At 68.5% G+C, this 24,477-nt stretch carries 22 protein-coding genes; 10 read left to right on the forward strand and 12 right to left on the reverse strand.

From position 1 onward, the window contains the following. Window positions 1-46: 46 nt before the first annotated feature. Both C1737_RS08330 and C1737_RS08335 read left to right on the forward strand, forming a co-directional pair. The gene (locus C1737_RS08330) at window positions 47-757 is read left to right on the forward strand and encodes an ABC transporter permease (protein WP_231980254.1); all 711 of its coding nucleotides are present in this window, start codon (window positions 47-49) and stop codon (window positions 755-757) included. A gap of 135 nt (window positions 758-892) precedes the next feature. After that, window positions 893-1,858, forward strand: coding sequence for a heme A synthase (locus C1737_RS08335; protein WP_102417855.1), 966 nt, complete (start codon window positions 893-895; stop codon window positions 1,856-1,858). On the opposite strand, the gene C1737_RS08340 is transcribed toward C1737_RS08335, so the two are convergent. Further along, entirely contained in the window at window positions 1,796-2,455 is a 660-nt protein-coding gene (locus C1737_RS08340; RefSeq protein ID WP_102417856.1) for a hypothetical protein, read from the reverse strand. The genes C1737_RS08335 and C1737_RS08340 overlap by 63 nt on opposite strands. 20 nt (window positions 2,456-2,475) lie before the next feature. On the opposite strand from C1737_RS08340, the gene C1737_RS08345 reads away from it, so the two are divergent. After that, on the forward strand, window positions 2,476-3,450 hold the full coding sequence (locus C1737_RS08345; RefSeq protein WP_102417857.1) for a quinone oxidoreductase: 975 nt from the start codon (window positions 2,476-2,478) through the stop codon (window positions 3,448-3,450). Between the two features lie 104 nt (window positions 3,451-3,554). Here C1737_RS08345 and C1737_RS08350 read toward each other — a convergent pair whose 3' ends face one another. Beyond that, window positions 3,555-4,493, reverse strand: coding sequence for a heme o synthase (locus C1737_RS08350; protein WP_068093164.1), 939 nt, complete (start codon window positions 4,491-4,493; stop codon window positions 3,555-3,557). 256 nt (window positions 4,494-4,749) lie between these two features. On the opposite strand from C1737_RS08350, the gene tkt reads away from it, so the two are divergent. Genes tkt through C1737_RS08380 form a run of 6 tightly spaced genes read left to right on the forward strand, consistent with a single transcriptional unit; the run spans window position 4,750 to window position 11,649 of the window. Next, window positions 4,750-6,840: a transketolase gene (gene tkt / locus C1737_RS08355; RefSeq protein ID WP_102417858.1), complete on the forward strand. Its 2,091-nt coding sequence runs from the start codon at window positions 4,750-4,752 to the stop codon at window positions 6,838-6,840. 15 nt (window positions 6,841-6,855) lie between these two features. Next, a complete protein-coding gene (gene tal, locus C1737_RS08360; RefSeq protein ID WP_102417859.1) occupies window positions 6,856-7,974 on the forward strand; it encodes a transaldolase in 1,119 nt (372 codons plus the stop codon). Beyond that, window positions 7,971-9,515 (forward strand): glucose-6-phosphate dehydrogenase, encoded by a 1,545-nt coding sequence (gene zwf / locus C1737_RS08365; RefSeq protein ID WP_067928575.1) that lies wholly within the window; start codon window positions 7,971-7,973, stop codon window positions 9,513-9,515. Before tal ends, zwf begins: the two co-directional genes overlap by 4 nt. A gap of 53 nt (window positions 9,516-9,568) precedes the next feature. Further along, window positions 9,569-10,480: a glucose-6-phosphate dehydrogenase assembly protein OpcA gene (opcA, locus tag C1737_RS08370; RefSeq protein ID WP_068093153.1), complete on the forward strand. Its 912-nt coding sequence runs from the start codon at window positions 9,569-9,571 to the stop codon at window positions 10,478-10,480. Beyond that, window positions 10,477-11,232: a 6-phosphogluconolactonase gene (pgl, locus tag C1737_RS08375; RefSeq protein WP_102417860.1), complete on the forward strand. Its 756-nt coding sequence runs from the start codon at window positions 10,477-10,479 to the stop codon at window positions 11,230-11,232. Before opcA ends, pgl begins: the two co-directional genes overlap by 4 nt. Before the next feature lie 27 nt (window positions 11,233-11,259). Continuing rightward, complete coding sequence (locus tag C1737_RS08380; protein ID WP_102417861.1) at window positions 11,260-11,649, forward strand: ATPase; 390 nt, start codon at window positions 11,260-11,262, stop codon at window positions 11,647-11,649. A gap of 12 nt (window positions 11,650-11,661) precedes the next feature. Here the strand turns inward: C1737_RS08380 and C1737_RS08385 are convergent, their stop codons facing one another. The 10 genes from C1737_RS08385 to C1737_RS08430 form a co-directional block, all read right to left on the reverse strand. Then, the gene (locus tag C1737_RS08385; RefSeq protein WP_102417862.1) at window positions 11,662-12,471 is read right to left on the reverse strand and encodes a DUF1206 domain-containing protein; all 810 of its coding nucleotides are present in this window, start codon (window positions 12,469-12,471) and stop codon (window positions 11,662-11,664) included. A gap of 102 nt (window positions 12,472-12,573) precedes the next feature. Continuing rightward, entirely contained in the window at window positions 12,574-13,356 is a 783-nt protein-coding gene (locus C1737_RS08390; RefSeq protein WP_102417863.1) for a DUF4239 domain-containing protein, read from the reverse strand. Window positions 13,357-13,420: 64 nt separating this feature from the next. After that, on the reverse strand, window positions 13,421-16,228 hold the full coding sequence (gene ppc, locus C1737_RS08395; protein ID WP_102417864.1) for a phosphoenolpyruvate carboxylase: 2,808 nt from the start codon (window positions 16,226-16,228) through the stop codon (window positions 13,421-13,423). Window positions 16,229-16,273: 45 nt separating this feature from the next. After that, on the reverse strand, window positions 16,274-16,507 hold the full coding sequence (gene secG / locus C1737_RS08400) for a preprotein translocase subunit SecG (RefSeq protein ID WP_067408932.1): 234 nt from the start codon (window positions 16,505-16,507) through the stop codon (window positions 16,274-16,276). A 32-nt stretch (window positions 16,508-16,539) separates the two neighbouring features. Further along, window positions 16,540-17,325: a triose-phosphate isomerase gene (gene tpiA / locus C1737_RS08405; protein ID WP_067928554.1), complete on the reverse strand. Its 786-nt coding sequence runs from the start codon at window positions 17,323-17,325 to the stop codon at window positions 16,540-16,542. Next, window positions 17,322-18,569 (reverse strand): phosphoglycerate kinase, encoded by a 1,248-nt coding sequence (gene pgk, locus C1737_RS08410; protein ID WP_067928553.1) that lies wholly within the window; start codon window positions 18,567-18,569, stop codon window positions 17,322-17,324. Before pgk ends, tpiA begins: the two co-directional genes overlap by 4 nt. Before the next feature lie 12 nt (window positions 18,570-18,581). Then, a complete protein-coding gene (gene gap, locus C1737_RS08415; RefSeq protein WP_102417865.1) occupies window positions 18,582-19,601 on the reverse strand; it encodes a type I glyceraldehyde-3-phosphate dehydrogenase in 1,020 nt (339 codons plus the stop codon). A gap of 115 nt (window positions 19,602-19,716) precedes the next feature. Then, on the reverse strand, window positions 19,717-21,144 hold the full coding sequence (locus C1737_RS08420) for an NAD(P)/FAD-dependent oxidoreductase (protein ID WP_102417866.1): 1,428 nt from the start codon (window positions 21,142-21,144) through the stop codon (window positions 19,717-19,719). Beyond that, window positions 21,141-22,898, reverse strand: a complete 1,758-nt coding sequence (locus C1737_RS08425; protein ID WP_102417867.1) for a DUF3556 domain-containing protein — start codon at window positions 22,896-22,898, stop codon at window positions 21,141-21,143. The genes C1737_RS08420 and C1737_RS08425 overlap by 4 nt, the downstream gene beginning before the upstream one ends. Window positions 22,899-23,046: 148 nt before the next feature. After that, on the reverse strand, window positions 23,047-23,502 hold the full coding sequence (locus C1737_RS08430) for a hypothetical protein (RefSeq protein WP_233214720.1): 456 nt from the start codon (window positions 23,500-23,502) through the stop codon (window positions 23,047-23,049). 233 nt (window positions 23,503-23,735) lie between these two features. Here C1737_RS08430 and C1737_RS08435 point away from each other — a divergent pair, with 233 nt between their 5' ends. After that, window positions 23,736-24,476 carry a lysophospholipid acyltransferase family protein gene (locus tag C1737_RS08435; RefSeq protein WP_102419856.1) on the forward strand — a complete coding sequence of 247 codons (741 nt, stop codon included), beginning with the start codon at window positions 23,736-23,738 and terminating at the stop codon, window positions 24,474-24,476. Window position 24,477 lies beyond the last annotated feature (1 nt).

The following is a 24,477-nucleotide window of genomic DNA, read 5'->3' on the forward strand; positions in this document are numbered from 1 at the left end:
TTCGGGAACCTTCAAACCCGACCCGCGACCCGCTCCCGTGCCGCGGATGCTGGCCGCCCAGTTCGACCTGGAGCTCAAGCTGCTGCTGCGCAACGGCGAGCAGCTGCTGCTGACCATGTTCATCCCGATCACGCTGCTGGTCGGGCTCACGCTCTTGCCGCTCGGGTCGTTCGGCCACAACCGCGCCGCCACGTTCGTCCCCGTCATCATGGCCCTCGCGGTGATCTCGACCGCGTTCACCGGGCAGGCCATCGCCGTCGCCTTCGACCGCCGCTACGGCGCGCTCAAGCGGCTGGGGGCCACCCCGCTGCCGGTCTGGGGCATCATCGCCGGCAAGTCGCTGGCCGTGGTCACTGTGGTGTTCCTGCAGGCAATCCTGTTGGGCACCATCGGTTTTGCGCTGGGGTGGCGGCCGGCCCCGGCCGCGCTGGCGTTGGGCGCCGCAGTCATCGCGCTGGGCACCGCGGGCTTCGCGGCCCTCGGGCTGCTGCTCGGCGGCACGCTGCGCGCCGAGATCGTGCTCGCCGTCGCCAACCTGCTGTGGTTCGTCTTCGCCGGCCTCGGCGCGCTGACCGTGGAGAGCGGGATGATCCCGGCGGGGGTCAAGTGGGCGGCCCGGCTCACCCCCTCCGGCGCGCTCACCGAGGCGCTGTCGCGGGCCATGGCGCTGTCGGTGGACTGGTTCGGCGTCGTGGTCCTGGCGGTGTGGGGCGTGCTCGCCGCGCTGGCCGCGCGGCGCTGGTTCCGCTTCACCTGACGCGGGCTCGGCTCGCCCGCCTCTCACGACACGTAAACCACGCACACGACACGCCGAGGCGGGTGTACGTGGTTTATGTCTCGTGACGCCAGGGCTTACTACAGGACGTAGTTTTCGTTGGCCTACCATCGGGCCATGCTCGGACGAACGCTGATGCGGTTGGTGGACCTGCTCCCCAACCCGAGCGTGCGTGTCCAGCGCCTCGTCGCCGCGGCCGTCGTCCTCACGCAGGGCGGCATCGCCGTCACCGGGGCGATAGTCCGCGTCACCGCGTCGGGCCTGGGTTGTCCCACCTGGCCGCAGTGCTTTCCGGGCAGCTTCATCCCGGTCGCGCACGCCGAGGTGCCGCGCATCCATCAGGCGGTCGAGTTCGGCAACCGCATGATCACCTTCGCGGTGGTCGTCGCGGCGGCGCTGGCCGTGCTGGCCGTGACCCGGGCCCGGCGACGCCGGGAAGTCCTGGTCTATGCGTGGCTGATGCCGGTGTCGACGGTGGTTCAGGCGGTGATCGGCGGCATCACCGTGCGCACCGGGCTGCTGTGGTGGACGGTGGCCATCCACCTGCTGACTTCGATGACGATGGTGTGGCTGTCGGTGTTGCTCTACGTCAAGATCGGTGAGCCCGACGACGGGTTGCCGCAGCGGCGGGTGCCCGTGCCGCTGCGCGGACTGACGGCGCTGATCGGCCTGGATCTGGCGGTGGTGCTGGTCACCGGCACGCTGGTGACGGCCGCCGGCCCGCACGCGGGTGACCGCAGCCCCACCCGGACGGTGCCCCGCCTCGAGATCGCGGTCGACACCCTGGTGCACGCGCATTCCTCGCTGCTGATCGCCTACCTCGCCCTGCTGGCCGGCCTCGGCTTCGGGCTGCTGGCCGTGCACGCCTCGCGGCCGATCCTGCGGCGGCTGATCGTGCTGCTCGCACTGGTGTGCGCGCAGGCCGCCGTCGGCACGGCCCAGTACTTCACCGGGGTGCCCGCCGCCCTGGTCGCCCTGCACGTGGCCGGCGCCGCGGCGTGCACCGCCGCGACCGCGGCGTTATGGGCCTCCATGCGGGAACGGTCGCGAGAGCGGGCCGAGCCCGAGCCGCTCGCAAGCTGACTCCACGGCGAGCGCGAAGTCGCGCTCGCCGCGCTCGCGGGTGGCAACGTCCAGGTGCTGCCAGCCCAGCGACGGCGCGACGAGGTCAAGCCGCACCAGCGCTTCACCGCTCACGTCGGCGCGCGCGTAAAGCAGCTCGCGTGGATCGATCCCGGAGCGGTCCGCGGCCGACGCGATCGCGGCGTAACCGAGGTCCCACGATTCGAACTCCAGGTCGACCGGCCAGGAGTGCGACCGCTTGCCGCCCAGGAAGATCAGCGCCGCCTGCGCCGTCCGACCCGGCCGGGTCGGGACCCCGTCGTTCTCAAGGTCGCGCAGATACCGCTCATCGAGGTTCCAGGCGACCGCGTCGGGCGGGTTGAGCAGGTGGCGCACCCGGCGGGTCCAGGTCAGGAATCCGTCGCGCCGTTGGTCGTCCGCGGGCGCGCGCAGGATGACCAGGTCGGCGCGCAGGGTGTCGGGGTCGTCCCACTCCAGCCAGCGGGCGTGCAGTCCGCGGGCGCGCAGCGCTGGGACCAGGCCGGCGTCCCCAGGATCGTCGCCGGGCCCCGCCAGCACGATGCGGGGATGGAAGATGTCCGGGCGGGCGAGTTTCATGGCCCGGGCATGATAAGCACATGCACGCAATCGAAGTCAGCGAAACCGGCGGCCCCGAGGTGCTGCGCTACATCGACGCGCCACAACCGTCGCCCGGTTCCGGCGAGGTGCTGATCAAGGCCGAGGCCATCGGCGTCAACTACATCGACACCTACTTCCGCTCGGGGCAGTACCCGCGCCAGCTGCCGTTCATCCTCGGCTCGGAGCTGTGCGGGACCGTCGCCGCGATCGGTGACGACGCCGACGGGTTCCGCGTCGGCGACCGGGTGGTCAGCGCGTCGGCGTCCGGCGGTTATGCCGAGTACGCTACGGCCCCAGCGTTTTTGACGGCACACGTGCCGGACGGGGTGGGTTCCGACGTGGCCGCGTCGGTGCTGCTGAAGGGCCTGACCGCGCACTACCTGCTGAATTCGGTCTATCCGGTGCAGGCCGGCGACACGGTGCTGGTGCACGCCGGCGCGGGCGGTGTCGGGCTGATCCTGACGCAGTGGGCCCGCCTGCTCGGCGCGCGGGTCATCACCACGGTCTCCACGCCGGAGAAGGCCCGGCTGTCCAGGCAGGCCGGCGCCGACGAGGTGTTGTCCTATCCGGAGGATGCCGAGGAGTTCGGCCGGCAGATCCGCGGACTCACCGACGGGGCCGGTGTGGAGGCCGTGTACGACGGCGTCGGCGCCAGCACCTTCGAAGCGAGCCTGGCCAGCCTGGCCGTGCGCGGCACGCTGGCGCTGTTCGGGGCGGCCAGCGGACCCGTTCCGCCGTTCGATCCTCAGCGCCTCAACGCCGCCGGCTCGGTGTTCTTGACCCGCCCCTCGCTGGCCCACTTCATCCGCACCGGCCAGGAATTCAGTTGGCGGGCAGAGGAATTGTTCGACGCGATCGCCGGCGGCGCCATCACCGTCGAAGTGGGTGGGCGGTATCCGCTCGCCGAGGCCGCGCGCGCCCATCACGACCTGCAGGGCCGCAAGACGGCGGGCTCGATCGTGCTGCTGCCCTGAGGGGCCGGCCGAGGCGTCGAGTGTGGGGCCTAGGGACGGATTCCAGGCGGATTTTGTACCTGGGCCCCACGTTCGGCGTCGGATGTGGCCGCTGTGACTGAGACTCAGAACAGGTGCGGCAGCGCGATCACCGAATCGACCGCCAGCGCGCAGAAGACCACCGCGAGATAGTTGTTCGATTGCAGGAACAACCGCAACGGTTTGACCGGCTCGCCGGCGCGAACCCCGGCGTACAGCTGGTGGGCCATCGCCAGGAACCACACCCCGGCGGCCACGGCGACCGCCGCGTACAGCCAGCCGGTGGCCAGGGCCAGCGCCAGCGTCGACAACACCGTCAGCCAGGTGTAGATGAGGATCTGCTTGGTGACCTCACGCTCGGTCGCCACGGCGGGCAGCATGGGGACGCCGGCGGCCTTGTAGTCGTCCTTGTAACGCATCGCCAGCGCCCAGGTGTGCGGCGGCGTCCAGAAGAAGATGACCGCGAACATCACCAGCGCCGGCCAGCCGATGGTGCCGGTGACGGCCGACCAGCCGATCATCACCGGCATGCAGCCGGCCGCTCCGCCCCACACGACGTTCTGCGAGGTGCGGCGCTTGAGCAGCAGCGTGTAGACGAACACGTAGAAGGCGATCGTGGCGAGCGCCAGCAGACCCGACAACAGGTTCGTCGTCCACCACAGCCAGAAGAACGAGCCCACCGTGAGCACCAGGCCCAGGATCAAGGCGTTGCGCGTCGGCACCGCGGCGCGGGCCAGCGGCCGGCGCGCGGTGCGCTTCATCACCTTGTCGATGTCCGCGTCGGCCACGCAGTTGAGCGTGTTGGCTCCCCCGGCGGCCAGCATCCCGCCGATCAACGTGTTGAGGATCAGCAGCGGGTTCACCGCACCGCGGTGGGCGAGCAGCATGGCGGGGATCGCGGTCACCAGCAGCAGTTCGATGACCCGCGGCTTGGTCAGCGCCAAATACGCCAGCACCGTGCCTTGAACTCGGCTCGAGACTCGGCTCGGTATTCGGCTCGGGGCGACGCGCCCGCGAACGCTCACGCAATAACTCCTTGGGGTCGCAGCAGCGCGCAGCATCTACTACGCACGATGGTAGACCGCGGGGCGCCGATGGCCCGCCCGCAGGGTCCATTCACCCAGACTTCTCCCAGATTTCCGAACTGAATGTTACGGGTCGGCGGCTACCGCGTAATTTTCACACCAGCCGGCGGCGGGTACCCGAAACCTGCACTGCAAGAGCCGGCCATCCCGCACTAGGGTGGGATTGATCAGCTCGATGACCCTTAGGACTGAGTCTGTGACGACACTCGAAGAGATCTCTACGCTGACCCAACCGCACCTCCCCGACGACTGGTCCGAGCTCGACTCGGCCGCCGTCGACACCGTCCGGGTGCTGGCCGCCGACGCGGTCCAAAAAGTCGGCAACGGACATCCCGGAACGGCGATGAGCCTGGCTCCCCTGGCCTACACGCTGTTCCAGCACACGATGCGACACGACCCCAGCGACACCTACTGGCTGGGCCGCGACCGGTTCGTGCTGTCGTGTGGTCACAGCAGCCTGACGCTGTACATCCAGCTGTACCTGGGCGGGTTCGGCCTGGAGCTGTCCGACATCGAGTCGCTGCGCACGTGGGGATCCAAGACGCCCGGGCACCCGGAGTTCCGGCACACCAAGGGCGTTGAGATCACCACCGGCCCGCTGGGCCAGGGTCTGGCCTCGGCCGTCGGCATGGCGATGGCGTCGCGCTACGAACGCGGCCTGTTCGACCCCGACGCCGCCCCGGGCACCAGCCCCTTCGATCACTTCATCTACGTGATCGCCTCGGACGGCGACATCGAGGAGGGCGTCACCTCCGAGGCCTCGTCGCTGGCGGCCGTGCAGCAGCTGGGCAACCTGATCGTCTTCTACGACCACAACCAGATCTCGATCGAGGACGACACCGACATCGCGCTGTGCGAGGACACCGCCGCGCGCTACCGCGCATACGGCTGGCACGTGCAAGAGGTGGAGGGCGGCGAGAACGTCGTCGCGATCGAAGAGGCCATCGCCAACGCCAAGGCGACCACCGACCGGCCGTCGTTCATCTCGCTGCGCACGATCATCGGCTACCCGGCGCCAAAGCTGATGAACACCGGGAAGGCGCACGGCGCGGCGCTGGGCGACGAGGAAGTCGCGGCCGTCAAGGAGATCCTGGGCTTCGACCCGGAAAAGAAGTTCGAGGTGCGCGACGAGGTCATCGCCCACACCCGCAAGCTGGTGGACCGGGGCAAGGAAGCGCACGAGAAGTGGCAGGCGGATTTCGACGCGTGGACGCAGCGCGAACCCGACCGCAAGGCGCTGCTGGACCGGTTGACCGCCGAGGAGCTGCCAGAGGGCTGGGACGCCGACATCCCGCGCTGGGAACCCGGCGACAAGGCGCTGGCGACCCGCGCGGCATCCGGCAAGGTGCTCAACGCCGTGGGCCCGAAGCTCCCGGAGTTGTGGGGCGGCTCGGCCGACCTGGCGGGCAGCAACAACACCACTATGGACAACGTCAAATCCTTTGGGCCGCCGTCGATTTCGACCAAGGACTACACGGCGGACTGGTACGGCCGCACACTGCACTTCGGCGTGCGCGAGCATGCGATGGGCGCCATCCTGTCCGGCATCGTGCTGCACGGCCCGACCCGGGCCTACGGCGGCACGTTCCTGCAGTTCTCCGACTACATGCGCCCGGCGGTGCGGCTGGCATCGCTGATGGACATCGACACCATCTACGTGTGGACGCATGATTCGATCGGGCTCGGCGAGGACGGGCCGACCCACCAGCCGATCGAGCACCTCGCGGCGCTGCGGGCCATCCCCAAGCTGTCGGTGGTGCGCCCGGCCGACGCCAACGAGACCGCCTACGCCTGGCGCACGATCCTGGCCCGCGGCAACGGCAGCGGCCCGGTCGGGCTGATCCTGACCCGCCAGGGCGTGCCGATCCTCGAGGGCACCGACTACGAGGGCGTGACCCGGGGTGGCTACATCCTTGGCGACGAAGGCACCGAGGACCCCGACGTGGTGTTGATCGCCACCGGGTCCGAGGTCCAGCTCGCCGTCGAGGCCCAGAAGTTGTTGGCCGACAAGGACATCGTCGCGCGGGTGGTATCCATGCCGTGCGTGGAATGGTTCGAGTCGCAGCCCGAGGCCTACCGCGACAGCGTCCTGCCCCCCTCGGTGTCGGCCCGGGTGGCCGTCGAGGCCGGCGTCGCGCAGCCCTGGCACAAGCTCGTCGGCGACACCGGCCGGATCGTCTCGATCGAGCACTACGGCGAATCCGCCGACTACAAGACTTTGTTCCGTGAATTCGGTTTCACCGCAGAAGCCGTCGCGGCCGCCGCGGAACAGGTAGTGGACAACTGAGAAAGGGTGATTCACATGACTCAGAACCCTAACCTCGCCGCGCTCAGCGCCGCGGGAGTTTCCGTGTGGCTGGATGACTTGTCGCGCCAGCGGCTGCAGTCGGGCAATCTGAAGGAGCTGATCGACACCAAAAGTGTTGTGGGAGTGACCACCAACCCGTCGATCTTCCAGAAGGCGCTGGCCGAAGGCGACGCCTACGACGGCCAGATCGCCGAGCTCGCCGAGCGCGGCGCCGACGTGGACGCTACCATCCGCACCGTCACCACCGACGACGTGCGCAACGCCTGCGACGTGCTCAAGCCCCAGTGGGAAGCGTCCGACGGCGTCGACGGCCGGGTGTCCATCGAGGTGGACCCGCGGCTGGCGGACGAGACCGACAAGACCGTCGCGCAGGCCGTCGAGCTGTGGAAGATCGTCGACCGGCCCAACCTGTTCATCAAGATCCCGGCCACCAAGGCCGGCATCCCGGCGATCACCTCCGTTCTCGCCGAAGGGATCTCGGTCAACGTCACGCTGATCTTCTCGGTCGAGCGGCACCGCCAGGTGATGGACGCCTACCTGGCCGGCCTGGAGAAGGCCGGCGAGGCGGGTCACGACCTGTCCAAGATCCATTCCGTGGCATCGTTCTTCGTGTCCCGGGTGGACACCGAGGTGGACAAGCGGCTGGAGAAGATCGGTTCCGAGGAGGCGCTCGCGTTGCGCGGCCAGGCCGGTGTGGCCAACGCCCGCCTCGCCTACGCGGCCTACCAGGAGGTGTTCGAGGGCGGCGATCGCTACGAGGCGCTCAAGGGCGACGGGGCCCGCGTGCAGCGGCCGCTGTGGGCGTCGACCGGGGTCAAGAACCCCGACTACTCCGACACCCTCTACGTCACCGAGCTGGTCGCGCCGAACACGGTGAACACCATGCCGGAGAAGACAATTGACGCGGTCGCCGATCACGGCGAGATCACGGGTGACACGGTCACCGGCACCGCGTCGGCCGCGCAAGAGGTCTTCGACAAGCTGGCCGGGGTCGGGATCGACCTCACCGACGTGTTCGTGGTCCTCGAGAAAGAGGGCGTGGAGAAGTTCGTGGAGTCGTGGACCGAGCTGCTGGAGGAGACGCAGAAGCAGCTGGGTTCCGCCTCCAAATGAGTCCGGCTCGTACCGCTGCACAATGGCATAACCCGCTGCGGGACAAGCGCGACAAGCGGCTGCCGAGGATCGCCGGCCCCTGCGGCATGGTGATCTTCGGCGTCACCGGTGACCTCGCCCGCAAAAAGGTGATGCCGGCCATCTACGACCTGGCCAATCGGGGGCTGCTGCCGCCGAGCTTCTCCCTGGTGGGCTTCGCCCGCCGGGACTGGGAAACCCAGGACTTCCGCAAGGTCGTCTACCAGGCCGTCAAGGAACACTGCCGCACGCCGTTCCGGGAGGAGAACTGGGAGCGGCTGGCCGAGGGATTCCGTTTCGTGCCGGGCTCTTTCGACGACGACGAATCGTTCAGCCGGCTGGCCGAAACCCTGGACAAGCTGGACGCCGAGCGCGGCACCGGCGGCAACCACGCCTTCTACCTGGCCATCCCGCCGAAATCGTTTCCGGTGGTGTGCGACCAGCTGCACAGGTCCGGGCTGGCCCGCCCGCAGGGCGATCGATGGAGCCGCGTCGTCATCGAGAAGCCGTTCGGGCACGACCTGGAAAGCGCGCAGGCCCTCAACCATGCGGTTAACGCCGTCTTCCCCGAAGAGGCCGTGTTCCGCATCGACCACTATCTGGGCAAGGAGACCGTCCGCAACATCCTGGCGTTGCGGTTCGCCAATCAGTTGTTCGACCCGATCTGGAACGCGCACTACGTCGACCACGTACAGATCACCATGGCCGAGGACATCGGATTGGGCGGCCGCGCCGGATATTACGACGGTATCGGCGCCGCCCGAGATGTCATCCAGAACCACCTGATGCAGTTGCTCGCGCTGACCGCGATGGAAGAGCCGGTCAGCTTCAACCCGGCGGCCTTGCAGACCGAGAAGATCAAGGTGCTTTCGGCGACGCAGCTGGCCCAGCCGCTCGACGAGACCACCAGCCGCGGCCAATACGCCGGCGGCTGGCAGGGCGGCGAGAAAGTGGTGGGTCTGCTGGACGAGGAAGGGTTCGCGAAGGACTCCACGACCGAGACGTTCGCCGCGATCACGCTGGAGGTTGACACCCGCCGCTGGGCCGGCGTGCCGTTCTACCTGCGTACCGGCAAACGGCTGGGCCGCAGGGTGACCGAGATCGCGCTGGTCTTCAAGCGCGCCCCGCATCTGCCGTTCGACGCCACCATGACCGACGAACTGGGGGCCAATGCGATGGTCATCCGGGTGCAGCCCGACGAGGGCATCACGCTGCGATTCGGCTCCAAGGTGCCCGGCACCGCGATGGAGGTCCGCGACGTCAACATGGACTTCTCCTACGGCTCGGCGTTCGCCGAGGAGTCGCCCGAGGCCTACGAACAGCTGATCCTGGACGTGTTGCTGGGCGAGCCGTCGTTGTTCCCTGTCAACGAAGAGGTCGAATTGGCTTGGCAGATATTGGATCCCGTCCTCGACAACTGGGCGGCCGACGGCAAGCCTGAGCCGTATGAGGCGGGGACGTGGGGTCCGGAGTCGTCGTTCGAGATGCTGCGCCGGACCGGTCGCGAATGGCGGCGGCCCTAGATGATTCGCGCCGTCGACGATGCAGAACGCAGTGATGAAGAGGAGCGGCGCTCGTGATCATCGACATGCCCGACACCACCACCACCGCGGTCAACAAGAAGCTCGACGAACTGCGGGAGAAGGTCGGCGCCGTGACGATGGGCCGGGTGCTGACGTTGATCGTCGCGCCGGACAGCGACGCCGTCCTCGAGGAGTCGCTCGAGGCGGCCAACAACGCCAGCCACGAGCATCCCAGCCGGATCATCGTCACCATGCGGGGCGACCCGTATGCCGACGAGCCGCGCCTGGACGCGCAGCTGCGCGCGGGTGGGGACACCGGAGCCACCGAGGTGGTGATCCTGAACCTGTCCGGGCCGCTCGCCGGGCACGCAGCCAGCGTCGTGACCCCGTTCCTGCTTCCCGACATTCCCGTGGTGGCCTGGTGGCCGGACATCGCCCCGGCGACTCCGGCCGAAGACCCGTTGGGCAAGTTGGCGATTCGGCGCATCACGGACGCCACCAACGCAACCGACCCGCTGTCGGCGATCAAGAGCCGCCGGTCGGGATACACCGCCGGTGACACCGACCTGGCGTGGGCGCGCATCACCTATTGGCGGGCGCTGCTCACCTCGGCCGTCGACCTGGCGCCGCACGAGCCGATCGAGTCGGCCCTGGTGTCCGGCCTGAAGGCGGAGCCTGCGCTTGACATCCTCGCGGGCTGGCTGGCCAGCCGGATCGACGGCCCGGTGCGCCGTGCGGTCGGCGAGCTCAAGGTGGAACTGGTTCGCAAGAGCGAGACCATCGTGTTGAGCCGGCCCCAAGAGGGCAGGACGGCGACACTGAGCCGCACCGCCAAGCCGGAGGCACTACTCCCCTTGGCGCGTAGGGAAACCGGCGAGTGCCTCGCCGAAGACTTGCGGCGGCTCGACCCGGACGAGATTTATCAGACAGCGCTAGCAGGCATTGAGAAAGTGCAGTACGTGTGAGCACCATCATCGAAGTTTTTCCCGAAAGTCAGGCACTGGTCGAGGCCGCCGCCAACCGACTGGCCGGCACCATCCGCGAGGCCGTGGCGGCCCGTGACCGAGCGCTCGTCGTGCTGACCGGTGGCGGCAATGGCATCGGGTTGCTCGAGTCCCTGGCGGGCCACGAGATCGCCTGGCCCAAGGTGCACCTGTTCTGGGGTGACGAACGCTACGTCCCCGAGGACGACGACGAACGCAACGACAAGCAGGCGCGCGCGGCCTTGCTGGACCGGATCGACATTCCGTGCAGCCATGTGCACACGATGCCGGCCAGCGACGGCGAATTCGGCACCGACCTCGCGGCCGCGGCGCTGGCCTACGAACAGCTGCTGGCGGCCAATGCCGCCCCCGGCCAACGGGTTCCGAATTTCGACGTGCACCTGTTGGGTATGGGCCCGGAGGGCCACATCAACTCCCTCTTCCCGGACACCCCCGCCGTGCTGGAAACCAGCCGCATGGTCGTCGCGGTCGAGGACTCCCCCAAGCCGCCTCCCCAACGAATCACCTTGACCCTGCCCGCGGTTCAGCAGTCGCGCGAGGTTTGGCTGATGGTGTCCGGCGCCTCGAAGGCGGACGCGGTGGCGGCGGCGATCGGCGGCGCCCCGCCGGGTTCGGTGCCCGCCGCCGGGGCGATCGGTCAGGAGACGACGCTGTGGCTGCTGGACGAGGAGGCCGCGGCCAAACTGCCGCCCCGGCCGGGTCAGCCAAGCTAGCCCCGGCCCGGATTGTCCCGGGTGATAATGACGGTCATGGCAGACAGAACCATGCGCGGCGGGCAAGAGCGGAACCGGCTCAAAACTCTCACCCAGGCTGCACTGAATGCCGACAAGACCGTGGAGCAGGTCGAAGACGTCCTCGATGGCCTGAGCACCACCATGAAAGAGCTGAACGCGTCCCTGTCCAACCTGAACGCCACGGTCGAGCGCATGGAAAGCGGGCTTGACCACCTGGACGGCACGCTGTCGCGGCTGGACGACCTGGCGAGGCGACTGATCGTTCTGGTCGAGCCGGTGGAGGCGATCGTCGGGCGCATCGACGGCATGGTCAAGGTGGGCGAGACGATGATGACGCCGCTGTCGATGACGGAGAACGCCGTGCGCGGCGCACTGGACCGGCTGCGGAACCGCTGAGGCGGGCTACAGCTACATCTTGGTTGACCGGGCCATCACGAAGCTGTACAGCCCGTAGGTGATGAGTCCCAGGCCGGCGACAGTCAGCAGCGCGGCCCCGTAGTGCTGGGCCCCCAGCGTCTTCAGCGCGCCGTCGAGCCCGGTCGCCTTCTTCGGTTCTGAGCGGCACGCGGCCACGATCACCAGCGCGCCCGTCAGGGTGATCACGATGCCCTTGCCGATGTATCCGGCCATGCCAAGCCGCCGCACCAGGTCACCCGACTTGCCCTGCAGGTCGTCGACGAAATTACCGCTGGCGCCCTTGTAGACGTGGTAGCAACCGACCGCGACGATGACCAGGCCACACGCGACGAGCGCGATGGTGCCGCCGGGCGTAGCCATGAGGCGCGCGCTCATGCTCGAATTCTGTTGATCGGCCGGCCTGCCCGCGCCCCGGGCGAATCCGAACGCGGAATAGGCGAACGCGAGGTAGACCGCCGCCAGCCCCAAGGCCTTCGCCCGCGAGGACGCATCCGACGAACGCTGCGACTCACGGTCGCTCGATCGGCCCAGCGCGGTTTCGACAAGCCGCCAAAGGCCCATCGCCAGGAGGGCGGCCGTGGCGATCCAGAGCGCGAGCGGGCCGCCTGGTTTGGCCGCCAGCGTCGCCAGGGCGCCGGTCTGATCAGCGGTGCCGCCATCGCCGCACGCGACACGGATGGCGAGGTAGCCGACGATGAGATGCAGTATCCCGTTCACGACGAACCCGACTCGCGCGAGTCGTTCGAAGACGGTGTTCTGGGCCAATTGGGCCGGCGTGACCGGGGACGCGCTGTTCGACATGGCACCCCTCCCGAACGGTCGACGGCGGGCCGGCGACACCGGCCTTCGCCCCGAATGCCCCTAAACCGCTGTTACGTAACGTGCAACGTCGACCACGCCCAACTACGTTGCCCGGTCGACCGCGTCGAACACCTCCAGCGCGTGCTGAAACGGCGCGGAGGTGAGTTTCTGCTCGGTCGACATGGGATGGTCCAGCGAGAAGATGATGCACAGCAGTAGACCGAGCAGCACCGCGATCGCGCCGGACACCATTGCGTGACCGAAAGTGCTGCCCAGGCGCAGAAATCCGGTGAGTGCCACCAACACAACGGCGCCGAACACCAGACCGCCCCATAGCAGCGGTGGTATGCGCGGCTTGGTGTCGATGATGCGCTGGGTGCGATCGGAGGCCAGAACGGTCAACTGGCTGAGGAATTCGGCGTTGATGTGGCTCGAAGCGACGTTCGGCGGTTGATTGCCGATGATGCGGTACATCTTCGTGATGGCGGTTCGCGCGTTGTCGGAACTTCCGTCGCTGGCCTGCTTGTTCGGGTCCGCGTTTTCGAGGGCGGTCGCGTATGTTCGCAGCAGCCGCTGAATCTGTGTCCGCTCCGGCTCCTGCATGGCGACGGTCTGCCGGTACATCGTCGTCAGCGCCGACGCCTCGTTGGCGACGATCACCTCGGCTGAGGAGAACTGCTGCCAAGACACGACCACCGTGAATCCCACCAGGGCGCCGTAGACGAGCGCGACTACGGCGATGAACGGCGACATCGCCGGATTGTGCTCTTTACCGACGTGCCGGAGCGTACGATTCGCCACGCTGATGCACCCGACCGCGATCGCGATGGCGACGGTGACGACACCAACAAGCACGAGCCAAAGCGGTAGCCCCGAAGCACCCATCGGGGGCAGCGTATTGGCGCATCGTTCAGCACACGGCCCGCTTTACGGACGGTTAGTCGAGGCGCTACCCGCTGTTACGTAACGCGCTCGCCAATCCGTTCATCGTCAGCAGGATGCCGCGCTGCACCAGTTCGTCGTCGTCGCCGGAGCGGTACCGCCGCAGCAACTCCACCTGCAGATGGTTCAGCGGCTCCAGGTAGGGGAAGCGGTTGAACACCGAGCGCGCCAGCGCGGGGTTGTCGGCCAGCAGATCCTCTTGACCGGTGATGAGCTTGTGCATCGCGATGGTCCGCCGGTGCTCGTCGACGATCTTGCCGAACACCCGTTCGCGCAGTTCCTCGTCCCCGACGAGCTCCGCGTAGCGCGCCGCCAGGCCCAAATCACTCTTGGCCAGCACCTGCGCCATGTTGGACAGCACGCTGCGGAAGAAGGGCCACCGCTCGTACAGCTCGTTCAGGATCCCGACGCGCTCCTCTTCGCTTTCGGGGCCGGCCGCGATCCACTGCTCGAAGGCCGACCCGGTACCGTACCAGCCGGGCAGCATCACCCGGGACTGGCTCCACGCCAGCACCCAGGGGATGGCGCGCAGGTCCGAGATCGACGAGGTGGGTTTGCGCGACGTCGGGCGGCTGCCGATGTTCAGCGAGCCGATCTCGCTGACCGGCGTGGAGGCGGTGAAGTAGTCGACGAATCCCGGTGTCTCGTGCACCAATTCGGCGTACGCGCGCTGCGCCAGGGTGGCCACCTCGTCGAGCACGGCGTAGGCCGGCTCGGCCGCGCCGCCCAGGCCCTCGACGTCGAGCAGCGTCGACTCCAGCGTGGCCGCCACCAGGCTTTCCAGGTTGCGGCGCGCCGACTGCGGTTCGGCGTACTTGGCGGCGATCACCTCGCCCTGCTCGGTGAGGCGCAGCGAGCCGTTCACCGCGCCCGGCGGCTGCGCCAGGATGGCCTGATAGCTCGGCCCACCCCCGCGTCCGACCGTACCGCCGCGACCGTGGAAGAGCCGCAACCGAATTCCGTTTTTGCGGGCCACCTCGACCAGGGCCAGCTCGGCGCGATAGACCGCCCAGCTGGATGCCAGGTAACCGCCGTCCTTGTTCGAGTCGGAGTAGCCGAGCATCACCTCCTGGCATCCGCCCTGCGCGTCGACGACCGCCCGGTACAGCGGAAGAGCCAGCATCGCGTCCACGATGGCCGCGCCGTTGTGCAGATCATCGATGGTCTCGAACAGCGGCGAAATGGCCACGGGGCAATAGGGTTCCGGCCCGGAGGCGTCCAGCAGCCCGCATTCCTTCAGCAGGATCGCCACCTCCAGGACGTCGGACACCGAGCGGCACATGGAGATGACATAGTTGGGGACGGCGGCCGGGCCGTAGCGCCCGATGGCGTGCTCGGCGGCGCTGACGACCTCGAGCTCCTTGCGGGCCAGGTCCGAAAGTTGCCCTCGGTCACCGATGAGTGGACGCCGGGTGCCCAGTTCGCCCTCCAGCAGCGCGACCCGCTCCTCCTCGGGCAGGGATTTGTAGTCGGGGTGCACCCCGGCCCAGGCCAGCAGCTCCCCCACCACCTCCTCGTGGACGTCGGAGTTCTGCCGCATGTCCAAACCGGACAGGTGAAAACCGAAGACGCTCACGCCTTCTCGCAGCAGGGCCAGGCGGTCGTCGGCCAGCAGCGCGCTGCCGTGGGCGCGCAGGGACTCGTCGATGGTGTCGAGATCCCGTTGCAGTTCGGCCGGGGCCGCGTACGGTGGCAGGCCGAGGTCGAGCTCATGCTGCGGCCTGCGGTCCAGGATCTCGGCGCCCGTCGCGGTGAGCCGCGAGCGGATCACCCGCACCGCCCGCCGGTACGGCTCGTCGGCGCGGGCCTGCTCGCCGCAGCCCTCGGCCAATTCGGCCAGCATGGGTGTGACCGGGACGAGTCGGGCCGACATCGACAGGTCCTGCTCGAGGGCGGTGAGTTCGGCCAAGTAGTGCGACAGCGCGGTGAACGCGGCGCTGCCGGTGGCCTGGCGCACCACGTCGCCCGTCACGTTGGGGTTGCCGTCGCGATCGCCGCCGATCCAGGAACCGGGGCGCAGGATCGGTGCGGCGAGCAGATCGGCATCGGGCCAGCGGGCCCGCAATGCGTCCCGGACCTCGGCGTTGACCTGCGGGATGACCTGGAAGAACGCGGCCGCGTAATAGCGCAGCCCCACCTCGATCTCGTCGGTGATCTGCAGCCGGGACAACCGGAGCAGCGCGGTCTGCCACAGGGTGAGGACCTGGCGGCGCAACTCGCGCTCGATGTTGCGCCCGTCGTCGGTCTCGGTGTGCCCCTCGGCGTGCAGCCGCATCAGTTGGGTGATCCGGTGCTGGGTGACGAAGACGGTGCGCCGCCGGGTTTCGGTGGGGTGGGCGGTGATCACCGGGGAGATCAGGGCCCCGCGCAGCGCGGTCGCCACCGTGGCCGAATCGAGTTCGGCGCCATCGAGTTTGGCGTAGGTCGCGGCCAGGCTGCTGTCCTGCGGCGGCTCGCCCGCGGCGACGTGGATCGCACGGCGGCGCTCCCGGTGGATGTCCTCGGCCACGTTGGCCAGCAGCGCGAAGTGGCTGAATGCGCGGATGACCGGGATCGCTCGGTGAATGTCGATGCCGTCGAACATGCGCGCCAGGTCGGCCCGGTCGATCTCGGAGCGGCGCACCCGGAACGATTCCACCCGGGCGCGCTCCACGAGCTCGAAAACCTCGTCCCCGTTCTGCTCGCGCACGGTGTCGCCGAGGATGGTGCCCAGCAGCCTGATGTCGGCACGCATCGGCTCGGTCGCCTCGCGACCGACCAGCGTCCGTTGCACGGCGCCGATCGGTTCCAGCGCGATGTCGGAAACGTCAACCATGTGTCCCAGTATCGGTGCGGATCACGTGGTCCGCCCGCCGACGGGTCACCGGTACTTGATCAGCAGGGCCATCCCGATGATGGAGACCAGCCAGATGCCGGTGATGAACAGCGTCAACCGGTCCAGGTTCTTCTCCACCACCGTCGAGCCGGAAAGGCTGGACTGCACACCGCCGCCGAACAGCGTCGACAGGCCGCCACCCTTGGCACGGTGCAACAGCACCAGCAACACCACCAGCACGCTGGTGACCACCAGGGTGATTTGCAGGGCCAACTCCATGACGGAGAGCTTACCGGGGTAGCCGGCCCGCCCTACGGAAGGGGCCCGCCGGCGGCGATCGCCGCCAGCGTCGCGAACTGCTCACCGTCTAGCGACGCCCCGCCGACCAGGGCCCCGTCGATGTCGTCGCGGGCGATCAGTTCGCCGATGTTCTTGGCGTTCACCGAGCCGCCGTAGAGCACCCGCACGGACTCGGCGACCTGCGGCGAGGCCAGCGAGGCCAATTCCGCGCGGATGGCCGCGCACACCTCCTGGGCGTCGCTCGCGCTGGCCACCCGTCCGGTGCCGATGGCCCAGACCGGCTCGTAGGCGACGACGACCTTGGCGATCTGCTCGGCGGACAGGCCGGCCAGCGAGCCGCGCAACTGCTCCTCGCAGTGCGGCACGTGATTGCCCGCCTCCCTGACGTCCAGGTGTTCGCCGATGCACACGATCGGGGTCAGCTCGTGCTTGAGCGCCGCGGCGGCCTTGGCGGCCACCAGCGCGTCGTCCTCGTTGTGGTAGGTGCGCCGCTCGGAGTGCCCGACCACGACGAAGCTGCAGCCCAGCTTGGCCAGGAAGGCGCCGCTGATGTCGCCGGTGTAGGCGCCCGAGTCGTGTTGGGACAGGTCCTGGCCGCCGTAGGTCAGCCGCAGCTTGTCGCCGTCGACCAGGGTCTGCACGCTGCGCAGGTCGGTGAACGGCGGCAGGACGGTGACGTCCACCCTGTCGTAGTACTTGTCAGGCAGCGCGAACGCGATCTTCTGCACCAACGCGATCGCCTCGAAGTGATTGAGGTTCATCTTCCAGTTGCCGGCGATCAGCGGCTTGCGGCTCACGCGTCCCCTCCACCCGGCTGCGGCTCCCCAAGCACCTCGATGCCCGGAAGTGTCTTACCCTCAAGGTATTCCAGCGACGCGCCGCCGCCGGTGGAAATGTGCGAGAAGTCGCCCTCCGGGATGCCCAGGGCGCGCACCGCGGCCGCGGAGTCACCGCCGCCGACCACGCTGAACGCGCCCTTGCCGGTCGCCGCGGCGATGGCCTCGGCGACGCCGCGGGTGCCCGCGGCGAACGCCGGGAACTCGAACACGCCCATCGGGCCGTTCCAGAAGATGGTCGCGGCGTTCGACAGCAGGGCCGCAAAGCGTTTGACCGATCCCGGTCCGATGTCCAGCCCGATCACGTCGTCCCCGATGGCGTCCGCCGCCACCGTTTGCGGCGGCGAGTCGGCGGCGAACTTCTCGGCCACCACGATGTCCACCGGGAGCCGCAGCACGTCGACGTAGGTGTCCAGCAGTCGGCGGCAGGTGTCGACCATCTCTTCTTCCAGCAGCGACTTCCCCACCGAAAACCCTTGCGCGGCGAGGAAGGTGAAGCACATCCCGCCGCCGATCACGATGCTGTCGGCCTTGGTGGCCAGCGATTCGATGACGCCGAGCTTGTCGGACACCTTCGACCCGCCGAGCACCACCGCGTACGGACGGGTGGTCGAGCTGGTCAGCTGCTCGAGCACCCGGATCTCGTCGGCCACCAGGGTGCCGGCATAGTGCGGCAGCAGCGTGGCCACGTCGTAGACCGAGGCCTGCTTGCGGTGCACCACCCCGAATCCGTCGGAGACGAAAGCCCCTCCGGGCGAGACCAATTCGGCGAGTTCACGAGCGAGGGCGAGCCGCTCGCCGTCGTCCTTGCTGGTTTCCCGCGGATCGAAGCGGATGTTCTCCAGCAGCAGGACGTCGCCGTCCGTCAGCCCCTCGGCGCGGGCCAGGGCGTCGCCACCGACTGGGGAACGATCGGGGTCACCGGCCAGCTGCACGTGCCGGCCCAGGTGCTCACCGAGCGCCGCGGCGACCGGCGCCAGCGACAGCTTCGGGTCGGGCCCGTTCTTCGGCCGGCCTAGGTGCGCGGTGACCACCACCTTGGCGCCGGCGTCGACGAGCGCCCGCAGCGTCGGCACCGATGCGGTGATCCGGCCCGGGTCGGTGATGGCACCGTCGTCGAGCGGGACGTTCAAGTCGGAGCGCACGAGCACACCCCGACCCGAAACCCCCTCGGCCAGCAGGTCTTTCAGAGTTGGAATCGTCACGACTGCTTGGGCTTACAGCGACTTGCCGACCAGCGCGACCAGGTCGATGAGGCGGTTGGAGTAGCCCCACTCGTTGTCGTACCAGGACACCACCTTGGCCTGGTTGTCGATCACCTTGGTCAGCCCGGAGTCAAAGATCGAGCTGTGCGGGTCGGTGACGATGTCGCTGGACACGATGGGCGCGTCGTAGTACTTCAGGATGCCCTTGAGCCGGCCCTCGGCGGCGGCCTTGAACACCGCGTTGATCTCGTCGGCGCTGGCGGACTTGGCCAGCTCGACGGTGAGGTCGGTCACCGAGCCGGTGGGGATCGGCACCCGCAGCGCGTACCCGTCGAGCTTGCCCTTCAGCTCGGGCATCACCAGGCCGATCGCCTTGGCCGCGCCGGTCGAGGTCGGCACGATGTTCAGCGCCGCCGCCCGCGCCCGGCGCAGGTCCTTGTGCGGGCCGTCCTGCAGGTTCTGGTCCTGGGTGTAGGCGTGAACGGTGGTCATCAGGCCCTTGACGATGCCGAACTCGTCCTGCAGCACCTTGGTCACCGGCGCCAGGCAGTTCGTGGTGCACGACGCGTTGGAGATGATGTTCTGGCTGCCGTCGTACTTGTCGTCGTTGACGCCGAGCACGATGGTGATGTCCTCGTCGGTGGCGGGCGCCGAGATGATGACCTTCTTGGCGCCGGCGTCCAGGTGGCCCTTGGCCTTGGCCGCGTTGGTGAACAGCCCGGTGGATTCCACGACCACGTCGACGCCCAGGTCACCCCAGGGCAACGCCGCCGGGCCCTCTCTGACCTCGAGCGCCTTGATCTTGTGCGGGCCCACCACGATGGTGTCCTGGCCTTCCAGGCTGACGTCGTAGGGCAGCCGGCCCAGGATCGAGTCGAATTTGAGCAGGTGCGCCAGTGTGTGGTTGTCGGTGATGTCGTTGACCGCAATCACCTCGATGTCCGCGGTGCCCTGCTCCTGCTGGGCCAGCAGGGCCCGGTAGAAGTTGCGTCCGATTCGACCGAAGCCGTTGATGCCTACTCGGACCGTCACTGATCTCTCCCTGTCTTGACGATGTCTTTACTGAGTCCGCTGATTACGCGCTCGTGGTCAGCCTAGATCAGCAACCTGCGCGGTTGCCGCCCCGGTTCCCGCGACCAATGTGACATCAGCCGCGGCGCGGCTTGTTCAGCCACTTCAGCGCCGACTCCGCGGCGTGGTAACCGCACAGGCCGTGGACGCCCGCCCCCGGCGGCGTGGACTGCGAGCACAGGTAGACGCCCGGGACGCCGAGCGTGTAGGGATTGACGGCGATGCGGGGCCGGAAGATGACCTGGAGGCCGTCGTTGGCGCCGCCGATGATGTCGCCGCCGACGAAGTTGGCGTTGTAGGCCTGAAGATCGGCGGTGCCCTTGCTGACGGTGGCGAGGACGCGGTCGCGGAAGCCCGGCGCGAACCGCTCGATCTGTGCGACGACGGCGGCGGTGGCGTCGCCGTCGTAGCCGAACGGCACGTGGGCGTACGCCCAGATCGGGTTGACGTTGCCCGCCGAGCGGGACGGGTCGGCCAGGTACTGCTGGCCGACCAGCACGAACGGCCGGTCGACCATCTTCCCTTGCGCACGTTGGCGTTCCGTGTCCGCCATCTCGGCGAACGTGCCGCCGAGATGCACGGTGCCGGCCCGGGCGCAATCGGGGTTGGTCCACGGGATGTCGCCCTCGATGGCGAAGTCGACCTTGAACGCCGACGAGCCCGCCCGATAGCGCCGGTACGACCGCCGGATCCGGCCGGGCATCGCGTCGCCGTAGATGGCGAGCGCCGCGGCGGGGCTGAGGTCGAGCATGACGATGTCGGCGCCGGGAATGTCTTTGCGGCCGGCGACCCGCACGCCCGTGGTGATGGTGCCGCCGTGCTCCGTCAACGCGGCGGCGAGCGCCTGGGTGATCGAGCCCGACCCCCCTTCGGCGACGGGCCACCCGTAGCGGTGCCCGCTGGCCAGGATCATCAGCCCGAGCGACGCGGTGAGCGGGCGATCCAGCCGGGTGTAGATGTGCGCGGCGGAGCCGCCGAACAACGCCCGCACCTGCTCGGTGCGAAACCAGCGGGCCATGGTGGTGGCCGGCAGCAACGCCCGCGGCCCGAAGCCGGCCAGCCGCATGGGGTGCCGCGGGACACCCAGGACCGGACCGAGCAGATCCTCGGCCAGCTCGTCGAATCCCGACGCCAGGTCACCGATCGCCCGCCGCCATCGGGGGCCGTCGGACCCCATGCCGGCCACCGTCTCCTCGATCGACTGGTAGAGCACGCCGGCGGTGCCGTCGTCGAGCGGGTGCGCGCAGTCGACCTCCGGCCACTTCCACTGCAACCCGTGGCGCTGCAGGTCGATCTGCTTCCACAGCGGCGAACCGACGCCCAGCGGGTGAAACGCCGAGCAGTGGTCGTGGATGACCCCCGGCATGGTGAGTTCGCCCGACCGGGCTCCCCCGCCCACGGTGTCGCTCGCCTCCAACACCTGCACGTCGACGCCGTTGCGCGCCAGGTGGATTGCCGCGGCCAGGCCGTTGGGGCCGGCGCCGACCACCACCGCCCTGGTCATAGGGCGCTGCGTCGCGTGGTGACCTGCACGGGGTACTCATCGCCGGGCTCCGGCCAGGGCTGGCGGGCCAGCATGCTTTCCACGTCGACGTAGCCCTCTTCGATCACGCCGGTCTTGGCGTCGACGATGCGGTACTCCTGGCGCTGGACGTGGATCGGCTGGCTTTCCAGAATGATCACCCGGACGTCGCCCTCGTCGAACCCGCAGCGCCGCTGGACCGCCGCGAGCAACTGCTCGTTGTGCAGGTGGCCTTCGCCGAAGTTCCATCCGATCAGCGGCCCGGCGATGATCTCACCGTCGCGCAGCTTGTAGTCCGCCTCATCCAGCCCGTCGAGGGCGCGGGCCACCAGCCCGTTGAGCGTCCGCCCGTGCGTGTGCATGGACCGCCAGCCCATCAACTTGTCGATCATCATTTCGGCGGTGTTCGGATCGTAAAGCCGCGCAAGCTGTTTGGGGACCAGCGCCGCGGGCTTGGTGATGGCCGCGTCGATCTTGTCCTCAGCGCCCGCGCGCAGGCACCACAGGCTGGTGGCCCAGTTTCCGGCGTAATAGCGCATCGCCGGCAGGAACGAAATCTGCTTGGGGAACAGGTTTCCCACGATCGGCACCACCGCGAGCGCGGCGATCAGGATGACCAACAGCAGCGGTGAGCTGAGGCCGAGGGCCGTGACGCCGGCATAGTGGCCGAACAAGTAGAACAGCGAGAACAGGAAGAACACGTTCCACTCCAACGGAACTCCCATCGGAATCGTGGAAGTGATGTTGAGGTGGAAAAGGACCATGAAGGCGATGAGAAACCACGCCCACCGGTGCCCGTCGGCGAAGAAGACCAGGACCAAGGGCACCAAGAATTCCGCCGTCGTCCCGCCAACGTGGGCCATCACCTTGGGCACCCACGACGGGCGCAGGTCGTTTATCGGGTCGAGGTAGAGCCTGCGCTTGAACCAGTTGAACGCCCTGCTGCGCAACACCGGGCTGTTACTCATCATCACCGCCACGACGTACGGGAAGTGGTGGTTGAGTTTCGACGTCGCGGCTCCCCACCACAGCGCCAGCATGATGATCTTGAAGGCGGCGATCTGGTCGGTGAAGGGAAAGAAGAAGACCAGCAGGGTCAGCCCGTAGTGTTCGCCGCGGGCGGCGAGGAAGACGGTCTTGTCGCGCAGCCCGAGCAGGGCCAGCGCGACAATGGTCGGCACCACCAGGACGGGATCGATGAGGCCGACGTCGCCGCCGGCGGTCACCGGCCCACCTCGCCCGGGCGAGAGCAACGCCCAGGCGCCCGAGACCAGCACGACCAGGTAGAGCGCCACGTCGACGACGGTGCGGTTGTCGCCACCGGTCAGCGGGATCTTGTCGGGCCACGGGGGCAGGCGAATCGTGTTGGGCCGCAACCAATACAGGAAGCCACCGAACACTGGCCAGAACCGCGCGGTCAGCGGCCCCGATCCGCAGCCCAGGCCCAGGATCTCGAACAGCAGCGTGAAGATGACCACCTTCTGATACACGATCGGCTGCGCCCACCAGTCGGCGATGCGCCCGAGCCCGCCCAGGCCCGGCGTCAGCGAGATCACCGCGGCGGCGCCGACGACGTACACCGCGATCTTGACGATGTAGAAGAGGTAGACCGCGTACGGGGAGCCGAAGCCGTGTTCGACCCAGTGCCGGGTCATGATCTGCCGCCTGGTCGATCGCGGCAAACCGGGCCAGCTCTGGGGGTCGACGTCGGGAATGTCCGGGGTCATGAATCCCATGGGCGGCCTCGTTCGGTGTCGGCAGAACCAGTTGGCCCGTCAAATGTATCGGGACGGCGATGCGGGCGGGGCCGATTCGGGGCGGCCCACCCTCGGGCTGCCGCACGAGCGGCGAGAACCGCTGCGCCGCCGGTGAATTGATGCCGCGCTAGCGGATCGCGCTGCGCGGCCGCGGGGCGGGCGCCGGCGGCTGACCCGGAGCCCGGCGGGCGAAACGGTGGCGCAGCTTCTCGAGCATGGCGTCCAGGTTCTCGCGGTCCTGTTCCTCGATCCGCGCCATGCGCCGAAGGTTGCAGACGGCATCGACGTCGCCGTTGGCCTGCGCGGTGGCGATCGCCTTCTGATAGTCGTCGATCCGCTGCTCGATGAGCCTGCGGTTCTGCGAGAGCAGCCGGAGGAAATAGTCGGCCTGCCGATGATCCGCCGCATCCGGGGCGCCCGGATCCACGGCGGCCGCGCGCCGGTCGGCGGACGGCGAGGGGCCCGGGGCGCCGGCGTGGGGCGCACGAGCGCGCCGCTCACGGAGGCCGACGCTGCGCCGAGCGCCGCGCTCGTGGGACAAACCGGCAACGTCCATCGGCTCCCCGCTTCTCGAGATTTTCACTTAGGGCGTCGTAACAATAGCGTCCGCGACCGGACGGCACCATATCCCCGGACAGCGAAAAGAGATAAGCACCATGACGGCGGTTGTACCCCGATCGCTACCATCGAGAAACGCGACGCGGCCCCCACCCTCGAGCGGCCTCGCGGGAGCGTCTAGGGAGGAACGTGACCGACAACGATCGCCCCGATGCCGGCGACATCGGCAAATTCGACCCCGTCTTGACCCAGCGCCTGATGGGCGTGATGCGCCCCGCCCTCAAGGCCTATTTCCGGTCGGAGATGCGCGGCCTGGATTCGTTCCCCCCCGGCGGGGCGCTGGTCGTCGGCAACCACTCGGGCGGCATGTTCCCGATGGACGTCCCCATCTTCAGCGTCCACTTCTACGAGAAGTTCGGCTACGACCGGCCGGTCTACACGCTGAGCCACGACATCCTGATGACCGGCCCCACCGGCGAGTTCTTCCGGCGCACCGGATACATCCGCGCCAACCGGGAGAACGCGGCCCAAGCGCTGCGGTCCGGCGGGGTCGTGATCGTCTTCCCCGGCGGCGACTATGACGCCTACCGTCCGACGCTCTCGGAGAACGTCATCGATTTCAACGGCCGCAAGGGATACGTGAGGACCGCGATCGAGACGGGCGTTCCCATCGTGCCCGCCGTGTCCATCGGCGGGCAGGAGACGCAGCTCTACTTGTCACGCGGCACCTGGCTGGCCGAGCGGCTGGGGGTCAAGCGCCTCCTGCGCAGCGCCATCCTGCCGCTGTCGTTCGGCTTCCCCTTCGGATTCAGTGCCGTGATCCCGCCCAACCTGCCGCTGCCCACCAAGATCGTCACCCAGGTGCTCGAGCCGATTGACATCGCCGCCGAGTTCGGTGACGACCCGGACGTCGACGAGGTCGACGAGCACGTGCGGTCGGTGATGCAGCAGGCCCTCACGGACCTGGCCGCCAAGCGACGCTTCCCGATACTCGGCTGAG

The organism is Mycobacterium sp. 4858 (genome assembly GCF_900240975.1).
In the GTDB taxonomy this organism is placed as follows: Bacteria; Actinomycetota; Actinomycetes; order Mycobacteriales; family Mycobacteriaceae; genus Mycobacterium.